Consider the following 13,247-nt stretch of genomic DNA (forward strand, 5'->3'; position numbering starts at 1 on the left):
ATGGCAATAGAAACGAATGCTACGGGTGTAAATAATATATCGCCTGTAGAGCGGACACAACCTATTTCAAATAATAGCACAGTCAGTAATAAAAAAGTGGGTGATCAAGCAAGTTCGCCGTTTCAGCCACAAACGAATGTAACAATAGAAAATTCAGTAGCGGATATGCTGAATGTGTTATCAAAAGCTGCAACAGAGACCGCAGATGGAACACAAAAAATGCCAGCTGAATTACAGAAATTTATCAATAATTTGCTGCAAAATTCTTTTTCAGTAGATTCTTCTTTATCAGAAGGCCTTGGCAGTGTGCTGCAAAGCCAACGGTTCACGCTTGATCAATTGAATGGCGTAGCAAAAATTTTAGATCAAATGGGCACTCTGGCGGAAATGGATCAAGCGAAGGTTTTACCGGATGATTTGAAAACACTTTTAAGCAATCTAACGCAGTTAGATGGAAATAATGGAAAAACACTTAATTCCGTAAATTTGATGAAAATGGCATTTCAATTGTTAGAAGGGAAATCCGTCGAAGATTTTCCTGCACAATTACAACTTTTGCTAGGGAATAGCAAAAGTTCTATGCCTGCTTTGCCGCAATCAGAAACAGAAAGTTTAGGCTTTTTGAAACAATTGGTTAAAATGTTTTTGCCGACTCCTTCATCGATAAATACTGCATCGCAAAATCAGCAAAATATGGGACAGACTAATGCACCCTCAGCCACGGCTTCAACGAATGTACCTCAGCAAAAATTAGGAACAGGCAATTTGGAAAATGAAAATCAAACGGCGGCGACGAATACAAAACAATCAATGCCAAATGAAGGCAGCCTGAGAAATCCCTTGCAGACAACAACACAGTCTTTGGCTTCGGCAACTTATGCTATGCAGAAAAATTTTGGTACAGCAAATGAAAATTTACTGAATACGATGACACTGCAGGAGCCTATTGAAGATTCATTAAATGAATCGATGGATCAAGAAAATGGAGCCAACAAACAAAATAATCAAGCTGGAGCCAATCCACAAATGAAAGGGCAAGCAATGGCTTCTTCTTTACAGCAAAATGCAGGAACGAAAACCTTGGCAAATGATATATTAAATCAGCCACTTACCACAAAAACGGATGCAACCTTATCAAGTCCTGGTACATCAGCTGAAACTGAATCAATGGACCAAGAAAATGGAGCCAACAAGCAAAATAATCAAGCTGGAGCCAATCCACAAGTGAAAGGACAAGCAATGGCTTCTTCTTTGCAGCAAAATGCAGGGACGAGAACCTTGGCAAATGATACATTAAATCAGACACTTGCCACAAAAACAGATACAAAGCTGATTTTAACAAATGCTGGTACGGCTGCATTCGATGAAAATGAAATGATGCAAACGCAAACCAAACTACAAAATTCTGCAGGGTCTCTACCTGGTCAAGCCAATTCTACGATGATGAGACAATTCGTAGTAAGTTCGGCTGTGAATCCGCAAACCTTGAGTCAGTTATTAGCAGCACCGCTGGAAAATACAGAACAGACGATGCAAACAATGAAGAATTTAGCAAATCAGCTGATGAATACGTCTTCATTAGATGAGAAGAGTTTCACTTTATTGAAGAATTTTCTCAATGGAAAACAAGAAATGATGTCAGAAGAGGATGCAAAACAGTTACAGTTGTTACTGAAACTCAGCGAAAAAAACATACCAACATCTATTTCACAGGCGGCAATCAAGCAAAACCTGCCTGAATTACCAAAATTATGGACATTTGTTCAACTTTGTGATTTGAGTGAATTAAAGGATATGCAAGCGAATGAATTAAAAAATGCCAGTAAAAATATGAACGATTTTGCCTCGCTATTACGTAAATCCATGGGGAATGAAAACTCAATTTCGGAAAATCATCGTTCGATGGCATTTATGACACCGTTGTATTTAGGTGAGAATCAAAAAAATTATCCAACCTATGTTCATATATATGACCAGTCTGAAAATGAGAATGGTCCAAATAATGAAAAAAAAGAAACATGGCTCAGGCTTTGTCTTCTTACTGAAAATATTGGTGCGGTAGAAATGGTATTTCGATTGTATGAAAAAGAAAATATAAATGTGCGGCTGTCTTTTTCAAATACAGACATGGTAGAGTCGTTTAATCAATATATACCAGAACTGAAAGCTTCTTTTGAAAATTATCCTTTGGTTTTAAAAGATTTTAAAGTGCGGGCGATAGGTGAATAACTATGATCAATGATGAAAAAAGTGAAAAACAAGAAACTATTAAAGCCGTTGCCTTACAATATAGGGAAGATGAAAATACGGCACCAAAAATTGTTGCAAAAGGTAAGGGGAAAGTTGCAGAAAACATTCTGCTTACTGCGCAAAATAATGCTGTGCCTGTCTATAAGAATAAAACGTTAACAGCAATGCTTATGGCACTGGAAATTGATAAGGAAATTCCACCAGATCTGTATGCCATGGTTGCTGAGGTTTTAGCGTATGTATATCGAATGGACCAAAAAAGAATGAAGGATTTTAATTTGTAATGTTATATATAATGTATTAAATAAATGATATCTAGCCTATTAGTCTGTCGGGAATTTGGTACAGGGCATCGTTTGATTCCTCCGTAACGCCACTCAAGCCTATACCAAATTCCTGACGATTGCCATATAAAATATTTAATGTAACTTATGATAGTTTGATTTTTTTATTAAATTGCTTGAAATGGAAGCGCTTTTATGGATAATAAATGTTTGGGGGCACTTGGAGAAGCGATTGCAGCAACCTATTTACATAGAAATGGGTATTCTGTTTTAGTGAAAAATTTTAAAGTTAAAATTGGTGAAATTGATCTTATTGTAAAAGACAAAGACGTTCTTGTTTTTGTTGAAGTAAAAACAAGGCGCAGCTTGAAATTTGGTAATGCAGCGGAAGCTGTCAATTATTATAAGCAGAGAAAAATCATTAAAGTGGCGCAGTGGTATTTGCAGCAAGAAAATATGTTGGATCAACCTTGTCGATTTGATGTGGTTGAAGTTTATTATGAAAATACAGAAAATTATCGGGTGCATCAGATAAAAAATGCATTTGAAGTGTGTTGAAACAGAAAGTGAGCGAGGTCTAAAATGCGTGTTATTGTTGGTATAACGGGAGCAAGCGGCTCTATTTATGGAGTTAGACTCATTGAAGTGTTAAAAGAAAAAAACTGCGAAGTGCATGCTGTTGTGACAAAAAGCGGCTTGCAAGTCATGGAATATGAATGCGGTATTTCTAAGGTGGATTTTGCGAAAAAAGTAGATGCATTACATGAAGTCGATAATATTGGTGCATCAATCGCCAGTGGATCTTTTAAAAATGATGCGATGGTTATTGTTCCTTGCTCAATGAAGACGTTGGGAAGTATTGCACATGGTATAGCGGATAATTTATTGACTCGAGCGGCAGATGTTACGTTAAAAGAAAGCCGCCCGCTGATTATTGTGCCCCGCGAAACCCCTGTTAATGCGATTCATTTGGAGAATATGTTGAAATTGTCACGTTTAGGCGTTCGGATTATTCCAGCTTGTCCGGGATTTTATCATCGTCCGCAGACCCTTGAGGATATTATTGATATGCTAGTAGGAAAAATTTGTGATTCTATGGGAATAGAACATACACTTTTTGAACGATGGACAGGAGCAAAATAAAGATAAAAAATGTGCTTATTTCGTGCAGGAATTGAAAATTGTGCAGCGAAGTTTTTATTATTATAGGACAATTAAAAAAATATGTAGTTCACATAGGTAAATGTATCTAAAAAGGTAAGGATGATGAATTTGTTATATACAGGTAAGACAAAAAATTTGGGACTCATTGGTTGTCCAGTAGAACATTCCCTTTCCCCGGTCATGCAAAATGCAGCATTATTGAAGGCTGGACTGGATTATGCTTATATTGCTATGCCCGTGCAGCCAGAATGTTTACCAAATGCAGTTGCGGGAATTGTTGCGTTAGGGTTTCGCGGCTTTAATGTTACGATTCCTCATAAAGTCAAAATTATGTCGCTTTTGGATACAATCGATGAAAATGCCAGAATGATTGGTGCTGTCAATACTGTGGTGATTGAGCAGGGGAAATTAGCTGGGTATAATACAGATTCCATCGGATTTATTGTTGCATTAGAAAAACAAAATTTTGTGATTGAGCATAAAAAAGCTGCTCTTTTGGGTGCTGGTGGTGCAGCTCGGGCCATTATTTGGGGTTTGATTTCCAATAAAATTCAGCAAATTGTCATTGGTGTTCGCAATATCGAAAAAGTAAAACCTCTAGTTGAAGAATTTAAGAAATTTATCGATATTGAATTATTCCACTGGGAAGATCCGGTGTTTCAGAAAAAATTAGATTCAGTTGATTTATTGATTAATACGACGCCTTTGGGTATGCATCCTAAAATAGATGAAAGTCCGACCGTCAATTGGCAGTATATAAAAAATGATACATTTGTTTATGACATTATTTATACGCCTCAGGAAACCAAGTTTTTAGCTGCGGCTAAAAAACACGGCAATCCGACGCTAAATGGTGAACAGATGTTAGTAGAACAAGGAGCCGCCGCATTTGAATTATGGACGAAACAAAGACCTGATACACAGATTATGACCGAACAATTACAAAAAGCCCTCGGTTAAATCCTGGCAGACTAATAGGCTAAATGTAACTTATATATATGTTTTTGTAAATTTTTATTTTGAGTAGATGGGGTGATACCATGCCAACAATGCTGGAAAATCATTATACAATGGAAATGCTCATACATAAAATGCTGCATAGCATTGAGGTGGAGACAAGTCTTTATAAGCCGCCTCAGCCAAAAGCTCCAAATGATGCGCCAGTTATTATGCTTGTTGATAAAATTATCCAACAAGCAATTGACGTCAATGCGAGTGATATTCATATTGAACCAACAGCTGAGATAGTTCGCATACGGTTTCGTATTGATGGACAGCTTTGCGAAACGCATGAACTGCCGATCTCAGTTCATGCGTTTTTTGTTTCGCGCCTCAAAATTATGAGCTCTTTAGATACAACAGAAACACGTATGCCGCAAGATGGTCGCATACATTATGAATATGCGCAGAAAAAAATTGATTTGCGGATATCAACAATGCCGGTTATGTATGGTGAAAAAGTGGTAATTCGTATTTTAGATAAATCGGCATCCTTGCTGCAGACGAGTGAATTGGGATTTTCACCCGCAAATTTTAAGCTTTTTACAGATCTTTGCCACCGTTCATATGGGATGATATTAAATACCGGTCCAGTTAACTCAGGTAAAACTACAACTTTATATGCAGCCTTAAACGCAATCAATACACCTAGTAAAAATATCATTACCATAGAAGATCCAGTGGAGTATTGTTTGGATGGAATTAGCCAGATTCAGGTGAATCCTAAAAAGGGTCTCAGCTTTTCGGTTGGCCTGCGGTCAATTTTGCGGCAAGACCCGAACATCATCATGGTTGGTGAAATTCGTGATAACGAAACAGCTGAAATTGCTGTGCGAGCTGCTTTGACAGGACATCTTGTCTTTAGTACGCTGCATACGAATAATGCGATTGGGGCGATTGTCCGTTTGTTTGATATGGGAATTGAACCTTTTTTAATTGCATCCTCTCTTTTAGGTGTTTTGGCCCAGCGTTTAGTTCGTAAAATTTGCCCACTTTGCAAAGAGGCCTACATTGTAAAAGAAAATTCTCCGGAACGTAAATATTTAGAAGATTTCTATCAAGCGGGGACCGTCCTTTACCGTGGCAGAGGGTGTGGGGCTTGTGGTGGAACGGGTTATAAAGGTCGTATGGCTATTCAGGAAGTTTTGGTGATGAATGATGCAGTTCGCGCGTCTTTTCAAAATGGAATATCGATTTCTCTCATAAAACATAGTGTTTCTCAAGCAAATATGGTGCCGATTTATCAAGATGGCATTCAAAAAGCATTAGCAGGTGATACATCCTTAGCAGAGGTTGTGAGAGTTACATATGGAAATTTGTAAAAAAGCATTTAAATTAGCAGAAAATTTTGTTTATACTATATTAAAGGAAGGTGTTGAACAAAAAGCATCGGATATTCATTTGACAGTGGGGGCACCGCCCGCTTTTCGTAAAAATGGTCGTTTATATTTCCAAAAACAACAAGCGTTAGAAAAAACAGAGTTAGACGCTATTTTTTGTTTTATGACAAATCCGGACCAGCAAATAAAATTAGACCAAAAAGCAGAATTGGATTTTATCTATGAGTTTCCCCAAGTGGGGCGTTTCCGGGTTCATGCTTTTCGACAGCGAAGCTGTATTGCAATGGCGATACGCATTGTCGAAAAGACGATCCGCAGCTTGGCGATGCTGAATCAAACAAGTATTTTACAGAATATGTTGCTCAAAAAACATGGTCTTATTTTATTGACAGGGAGCACTGGATCAGGAAAATCGACGACTTTAGCCGCAATGGTGGATTGGCTGAATCAAACCCAAGCCTACCATATCGTTACATTAGAAGATCCTATTGAATATATTTATCCGCATCAAAAAAGTTTGGTGAATCAGCGAGAATACGGGCTGGATTTTTTTTCCTTTCATGAAGCACTGCGAGCTGCTTTACGTGAAGACCCCGACGTGATTATGGTGGGTGAACTGCGCGATGCGGAGACCATGCTCACGGCGATTACAGCCGCAGAAACAGGACATCTTGTTTTAGGAACTTTACATACATTTGACACCATCGAGGCAATCAATCGTATTATTAGTATGTTTCCAGCTCACCAACAAGGTCAGATCCGTATGCAGATGGCAATGACTTTGCAAGGAATTATTGCGCAGCAGCTTATTTTACGTAAAGATGGAAAGGGGAGGGTATGTGCCATGGAAATTCTGGTTGTTACCGCAGCTATTCGTAATTTGATTCGCGAGGGAAAAATACAGCAGATTTTTTCACAATTGCAAACGGGTAGAAAATTTGGGATGAATACGATGGCTATGGCATTGCAAGAATTGTTGGAAAAAGATATCATCACGCAAGAGGTGGCTGCTTCATGTCAACGAGGTGATGCATTTTGAACGGGGGTGATTTTGCTGGATCGCTATGGGTATGAAATACGGAATATAGCAGGAAGTGTAATGGTAGGTGAAATTCGAGCCGAATCAAAGCAGGAGGCGGTGCATTTAATTAGGGAAGATGGCTATTACATTACGAAAATCAAAAAAATTACAACAATTAAAAACATAGTTGCTATGGGAAATGGCGTTAAAGACAAAGAAATCGTTCTTTTATGCCGACAATTGGCCATTATGGTGACAGCTGGTATTCCATTAGCTGATAGTCTGGGAATTCTGATGAATCAGACCGGGACCGGGACATTAAGAGATATTTTGCGTGTGATTTATATGCAGTTGCAAGAAGGACAAACGTTGTCGAATGCATTAGCTTCGTATGCATCGGTTTTTCCATCGGTTATGGTTTATATGATTGCTGCGGGAGAGCGTGGCGGAGTTTTGGATATAGTACTGAATCGTTTGTCTGTTTATTTGGAAAAAGATTATCAAATGAGTGAAAAATTGAAATCAGCGATGTTATATCCATTGTTACTTATGTCATTGTCTACCATTGTATTGGTTTTTATTTTAGTATTTATTATGCCGCTTTTTGTGACACTATTTGATAATGCAAACGTACAGCTTCCTCTCGTAACGCGTCTTTTATTAGCAGGAAGTTATTTTATGGTGAATTATGGTTGGACACTTATCTTATGTTTTAGTCTAGTCGGCGTAATAGGGTATTTGGTTTATCAAAGACCGTCCTGTCGGGAGCGTCTAGATCAAATTTTGTTAAAAATACCGTTTCTAGGTGAATTTTTTACTAAAATGGCAATTGCGAGGTTTAGTTCAACATTAGCAGCTCTTCTTAAAGGTGGTGTTCCTATCGATAAGGCGGTGGGTATTGTAACAAAGATTATTGGTAATTTGTATTTAACAAAAATTTTTTCAATTGCAAAAAGCGACTTACAAAAAGGTGTTTCTTTATCGAAATCTCTACAAGATCAGACTGTGTTTGAACCTATGTTTTTACAAATGCTGGTGGTAGGTGAAACGACAGGAGAATTGGATCAGATTTTGCAAAAAGCAGCCCAGTATTATGAAAATGACGTGGATCGTATTTCTGAACGAATGGGAACTTTACTCGAACCTCTGATGATTATTATTTTAGGAATTATCATAGGCATTATTGTGTTGTCAATTGCCTGGCCAATGTTTGATTCGCTTACATATATCAACCAATAAAATTAAGCAAGGGGAGCGCTTCGCATGTTTAAATATATTAAAAAGAATCAAAATGGTTTTACTTTATTAGAATTAATGATCGTAATTGCCATCATTAGCATTTTATCGCTGATCGCCATTCCTAAATTTAATGATGCAATTGCCCAAGCGAATACAGCTCGAATACAATCTGACCTACAGACAATTGATACAGCCATTGTAATGTATCAGGCACAAAATGGTAAATATCCCAGTAATATTGATACGGATTTAAATTCTTTTATTACGGGAGCTGATACACTAAAAGCCCCTAAGGGGTTCTGTTTTGTTAAGAATGGTGGTGCGGATGGAAAAGTTAAAATTGAAAATACGGCCTATGAGTTAAATGCTGATGGTGACCATGCTTTGTGCCAAGGTAAAATGGCAAACGAATTTGGCAATACCTAAAAAACAAACAGGTGCTTGGCACGGATCAAATAAAGCGATAGGAGATAGTTTTATGGACATCTGGATTGGTATGATTGGCTTGAGCTTAGGGAGCTTTTTGAATACGTGTATTTATCGAATACCACGTCATCAGTCTATTATATGGCCTCGTTCTTATTGTACAAGTTGCGGCAGGCAAATTCGTAGCATAGATTTAGTGCCATTTTTTAGTTGGATTTTCCTTCATGGTCACTGTTATTATTGTCAAGCGCCTATCTCCTGCCGCTATGCAGTGATTGAAGTGTTAACAAGTCTTACAAGCGTGATTGTTTACAAAAATGTAAACGGAAGTGCAGCTTTTTTTGCGGGAATCTTACTAATAGGATTTTTGATTAGTATCGCTTTTATCGATTATGACTGGCATTTGATTTTTGATAAAGTTTTGCTTAGTTTTGCTTTTTGTGGAGGTGCTGTTCAAATATTTTTAGGACAGACTTCTTATCTGAATATGCTCTTAGGCTTTTTGACGGGCGGTGGCTGTTTGCTTCTTTTTATGATTTTGAGCCATGGTGGTATGGGTGGCGGAGATGTTAAATTTGCCGCAGCACTAGGTATTTGGTTTGGCTGGCAGGATATTTTATTGATTTTATGGATCGCGTTTGTTTTAGGCGGTCTGGCGGGAATTGTACTTTTAGCAACAGGCAAAAAAACACGGAAAGACTTTGTGCCGTTCGGACCATTTTTAGCATTTGCTGCATTTTTCATTTATTTATATGGAAACATTATTCTATCTGTTTATCAGGTAATTGCTTATGGATGAGCAGGGAACGTCCTATATTGAGTTATTGTGTGTCTTATTGATTGTAAATATACTGGCTGCCATAATTTTACCAAAACTTACCATGATGGACAAAATCAGTTTGGATTATGAGGCAAGATATCTGGTTTCTGATTTACGTTGGATGCAGGAACAGTCGATTTATCGAATGAATGGGAATGAAAAATTCAATCGAATTGAGTTTGACACCATGCCAAAGCTAGTGATGGATCAGAATCCAGAGTCTGGTTATGTTATTTTTAAAGGTCCAAATATCGTAAAACAACATACTTTTACGAAACCAATTACAATTCCCACTAATTATGTGAATGTACGTTTTACAATTGATGGACGTATGAATCCGCCCCGGACCATTTATTTATATGAAGGGCATGAACGGCTGGCGGTAATAATTGATGTGGCAGGACGGATTCGGATAGAAAAGCCAGGAAGTTTCTTTAAGTGAGGTTATATTTATGCATGAAAATGGATTTTTTTTAGTGGAGGTAATGGTACTATCGGCTATTGCTTTTGCGATTGCGGCATTGTTTAGTTTATATACCATTAGTGGAAAAGTAATGGAACATACAACAATTCAAATTACCGCTGGTTTCTTAGCGCAAAAGCAATTAGCGTATATTAAAGGTGATACAGCAGTATTGCAAACGTATCAAAATGGCATAATTCCCTGGCAAGATACTGATGATCCTGTGCCTGTCAAAAAAAATGGAGTATCTTATGTTGTAAATACTACAGTAGCGGCTGTGCCAAATAATGAGGCATTGAAAAAAGTAGTTGTGGTGGTTTCATGGGAAGAAAATCATATAAATAAACAAGTCAGCATGGCAACACTGGTTTCCTGCCATGGATAAACTGCGACAGGTCATACATAATAAAAAGGGCGCGTCACTGGTTGAGATGTTAGTGGCTATGCCTCTGCTATGCTTTTTATTGCTTACAATTGGAACGGCGTTTCTTTTATTGATGAAATTTTATAGTAGCTATCTAGGTGATTTAGAATTACAGCAACAGATGCGATTTGCACTACTTAGTATGACGCGAGATATTGCAGCGGCAAAGATAGTTGAAATAAGCGCGGATAAACTGGAAATTACGACAGAACGTCATTTTGAGCAAGAAAAACAGATTCTTTATGAATTAAATACGGGACCCACGATCAATCGTTTAATGAAAGATAATCAACCGTTGACGGGAGAAAGTAGAGTTGCTGCTATTTCTATTACAAAATTCAATTGCAAAAAAATCAAGCATCATATTATCAATATTGAAATCGAAGGGGTAAATGAAAATACGAATAAAAAAATTTCACTAGAAACAGCCGTTGCTAAGATGGTGGATGGATCATAAGTGTTTAAGAGAAGTAAGGTGAAAGGATGCAAAAAGGTTTTGGCTCAATTCTGGGATTATGTATTATGGTTGTTCTTTTACTTTTAGGAACAGGGCTCTTTCTTATTAGTCAGAATGAACAGCGCATGGCAAATGATTTTGTGGCGGGCATGCAAGCTCAAAATTTAGCGGAAGCAGGAGTGCAGGATGGTCTGTGTTTTTTAAAAAATAATTCAGACTTATTTTACCGAGCCCAAAATGGGTTACTGGATAATGATTCGATATTGAAATCGCGTACAGACGCTTTTAGAGAAGGCACCTATGAAGTTTATATGACGAATGCGGATAACCAATTGCTAGTAATGTCTATTGGACATGTGGGCAAGATAAAAGCTCAGATTGTTGTTTATTTACAATTTAAAAATGATGAATTTGAGATTGTACGTTGTGAATAATATGGTTTAATGGGGAGCTTCAGAGGAATGCATAAAAATATAAAATTTTGGCAGGAAAAAATTTTCGTTAAAACATATGAAGTTGTTTTGGGCATTGTTATCGGCGAACATACAATACAGATTGTAAAACTGGATTGTAGAGGCAAAATTCCGCTTTTATTACGAAGTATAGAGATTGAAATTCCGAAAATATATGAAGAGGATTCATTGGCGCTGCTGTATAAAGCTTTGCTGCAAAAAACAATTGACGTTGAAGGCTTAGCTCAATGTGCAGCTGTGGTTGCTTTTTCGGCAAAAAACATTTTTTCTTGTCTGGCAGATTTTCCTGTTTTAGAAGGGGCGGCTTTACGCGAAGCAATAAAATGGGATGTAGAAAAATATATTCCATTTTTAGAAGGTGAATATCATTATGATTTCAAAATTGTTGAAAAAAAAGAACTGAAGATCACCGTGCGTATTGCGGCGATGGACAAAGTCTTGTTAGACACGGCAGCGACCGTTTTTCAGGTAAATTCAATGCCGCTGCTAGGTATTTTAGAAGCAAATGCATTGCAGGGTGAGTTTATTGAAGCAAATGAAATGGGCTTCGTTTGGCAATCTCATGCCGCGGTAGAGCAAACCATAGCTATTTCATCTGCGCTCGATAGCCAGTCAATTCTATCGCAGCCTGATAAAATTTTGCCAGCCGTAGAGACGATATTTTATAAAAACATTGACCGAGAACAAATTAATCTGTTGCCGTTTGCGCAGCGTGCCGATGAATTTGTCTTGTATCGATTATTCGCTGGCGTTTTAATTTTACTGATCTGTTGTTTTAGTAGTTGGTATGCTTATACTTGTGTAAAAATCTATAATGTGGAACAGCAGCTGGCAAAAAATGATGCCGCCTTACAATTACTTGATGAGAGTGTCAGCCGCCGAGTAAAATTGGCTGAAACCAAACAGGAAATTGATGATAAAAATTCTATTTTAATCAATTTATCGAATCAAAAAATTTCTTGGTATGCTATGATGGTCCATTTAGGTAATTTAGTTGTTGATGATGTATGGCTTACGGAAGTATATCTAAGTGATAAAAATGAGTTGAGTCTGCAAGGTAAAAGTTTAGATTATCAAGCTTTGGCATCTTTTGTAAAAAAATTTGAAAAAGATACATTGTTTTCTGAGGCGGCATTAATCAATTCAAAAAATATGCACGATGAAGCTTTTAACAAAGATATTACAGTATTTGAAATTACAGCAAAATTTAAATAAATGTGGTGATATCATGAAGTCTAAAAAACTGATATATCAGCTGATTTCTTTTCTGTTTGGTGTGATTTTTTTGAGTGTTACGGTGTACACGTTTGTTTATGTACCTCGCCAGCAAGAACTATTGGATTTGACAGCAGCTGTTACAGAAAAAGAAACAAGTATAATTTCAATTGAGAATTTTATGAATGAACATCCTGATATGCCTGCTTATGAGCAAGAACTTCGGGAAAAAAACGATTTTTTGTCACAAATGTTACCCAATAATATGGAATTAAGCAGCTTTTTAAGCGAAGTTGAGAAAATGGCCGCCGCCAGCCAAGTTACTTTATTACAGATAAAACCGAATAAACTGATTTCAAAAGATAACTATCAAGAAATTCCCATTCTACTTGAGTTTCAGGGTAATTATTTTCAGATACTTCATTTTTTGCGACAAATAGAGGCTGCACGGCGCTTTAATAAAGGAAGCCATTTAAGTATCCAGACGCAAGATGGTGTTTTAGTTTGTAAACTAGTTCTTAGTATTTATTCATTGTAAATTGAGATGGAGTAGGAACTTATCGTATAATCCACTACAATGAGACAATTTTTTCTTTACCATACACTTGATTTGTACTGCTTGATAGAATAAACTATTAAATATGTATAATTGAACTGTTGATTTACATATTT

The 13,247-nt window shown here is 37.1% G+C and carries 16 protein-coding genes; all 16 read left to right on the forward strand.

Annotated features, from left to right (window positions below; translation table 11 throughout):
* The 16 genes from F606_RS0106560 to F606_RS0106635 all read left to right on the forward strand — a co-directional run bounded on the left by F606_RS0106560 (position 1) and on the right by F606_RS0106635 (position 13,113).
* The gene (locus tag F606_RS0106560) at positions 1–2,229 is read left to right on the forward strand and encodes a hypothetical protein (protein WP_019553083.1); all 2,229 of its coding nucleotides are present in this window, start codon (positions 1–3) and stop codon (positions 2,227–2,229) included.
* A gap of 2 nt (positions 2,230–2,231) precedes the next feature.
* Positions 2,232–2,534, forward strand: a complete 303-nt coding sequence (locus tag F606_RS0106565) for an EscU/YscU/HrcU family type III secretion system export apparatus switch protein (protein ID WP_019553084.1) — start codon at positions 2,232–2,234, stop codon at positions 2,532–2,534.
* A gap of 195 nt (positions 2,535–2,729) precedes the next feature.
* On the forward strand, positions 2,730–3,092 hold the full coding sequence (locus tag F606_RS0106570; RefSeq protein WP_019553085.1) for a YraN family protein: 363 nt from the start codon (positions 2,730–2,732) through the stop codon (positions 3,090–3,092).
* Positions 3,093–3,116: 24 nt separating this feature from the next.
* On the forward strand, positions 3,117–3,677 hold the full coding sequence (locus tag F606_RS0106575) for a UbiX family flavin prenyltransferase (protein ID WP_019553086.1): 561 nt from the start codon (positions 3,117–3,119) through the stop codon (positions 3,675–3,677).
* Between the two features lie 123 nt (positions 3,678–3,800).
* Positions 3,801–4,658: a shikimate dehydrogenase gene (locus F606_RS0106580; RefSeq protein ID WP_019553087.1), complete on the forward strand. Its 858-nt coding sequence runs from the start codon at positions 3,801–3,803 to the stop codon at positions 4,656–4,658.
* An 80-nt stretch (positions 4,659–4,738) separates the two neighbouring features.
* Positions 4,739–6,019, forward strand: coding sequence for a GspE/PulE family protein (locus F606_RS0106585; protein WP_019553088.1), 1,281 nt, complete (start codon positions 4,739–4,741; stop codon positions 6,017–6,019).
* On the forward strand, positions 6,006–7,076 hold the full coding sequence (locus F606_RS0106590) for a type IV pilus twitching motility protein PilT (RefSeq protein ID WP_019553089.1): 1,071 nt from the start codon (positions 6,006–6,008) through the stop codon (positions 7,074–7,076). Before F606_RS0106585 ends, F606_RS0106590 begins: the two co-directional genes overlap by 14 nt.
* A 12-nt stretch (positions 7,077–7,088) precedes the next feature.
* Positions 7,089–8,297, forward strand: coding sequence for a type II secretion system F family protein (locus F606_RS0106595; RefSeq protein ID WP_019553090.1), 1,209 nt, complete (start codon positions 7,089–7,091; stop codon positions 8,295–8,297).
* A gap of 24 nt (positions 8,298–8,321) precedes the next feature.
* Positions 8,322–8,723: a type II secretion system protein gene (locus tag F606_RS0106600; RefSeq protein WP_019553091.1), complete on the forward strand. Its 402-nt coding sequence runs from the start codon at positions 8,322–8,324 to the stop codon at positions 8,721–8,723.
* A 52-nt stretch (positions 8,724–8,775) separates the two neighbouring features.
* A complete protein-coding gene (locus F606_RS0106605) occupies positions 8,776–9,522 on the forward strand; it encodes a prepilin peptidase (RefSeq protein ID WP_019553092.1) in 747 nt (248 codons plus the stop codon).
* Positions 9,515–9,985, forward strand: coding sequence for a pilus assembly FimT family protein (locus F606_RS0106610; protein ID WP_019553093.1), 471 nt, complete (start codon positions 9,515–9,517; stop codon positions 9,983–9,985). Before F606_RS0106605 ends, F606_RS0106610 begins: the two co-directional genes overlap by 8 nt.
* A gap of 10 nt (positions 9,986–9,995) precedes the next feature.
* A complete protein-coding gene (locus tag F606_RS0106615; protein WP_019553094.1) occupies positions 9,996–10,391 on the forward strand; it encodes a hypothetical protein in 396 nt (131 codons plus the stop codon).
* Positions 10,384–10,887 carry a PilW family protein gene (locus F606_RS0106620; protein ID WP_019553095.1) on the forward strand — a complete coding sequence of 168 codons (504 nt, stop codon included), beginning with the start codon at positions 10,384–10,386 and terminating at the stop codon, positions 10,885–10,887. The genes F606_RS0106615 and F606_RS0106620 overlap by 8 nt, the downstream gene beginning before the upstream one ends.
* Before the next feature lie 26 nt (positions 10,888–10,913).
* Positions 10,914–11,321, forward strand: a complete 408-nt coding sequence (locus tag F606_RS0106625; RefSeq protein ID WP_019553096.1) for a hypothetical protein — start codon at positions 10,914–10,916, stop codon at positions 11,319–11,321.
* 27 nt (positions 11,322–11,348) lie between these two features.
* Positions 11,349–12,575, forward strand: coding sequence for a PilN domain-containing protein (locus F606_RS0106630; RefSeq protein WP_019553097.1), 1,227 nt, complete (start codon positions 11,349–11,351; stop codon positions 12,573–12,575).
* Between the two features lie 13 nt (positions 12,576–12,588).
* Positions 12,589–13,113 (forward strand): type IV pilus inner membrane component PilO, encoded by a 525-nt coding sequence (locus tag F606_RS0106635; RefSeq protein ID WP_169558420.1) that lies wholly within the window; start codon positions 12,589–12,591, stop codon positions 13,111–13,113.
* Positions 13,114–13,247 lie beyond the last annotated feature (134 nt).

Source organism: Propionispira raffinosivorans DSM 20765 (assembly GCF_000381065.1).
In the GTDB taxonomy this organism is placed as follows: Bacteria; Bacillota; Negativicutes; order Selenomonadales; family Selenomonadaceae; genus Propionispira; species Propionispira raffinosivorans.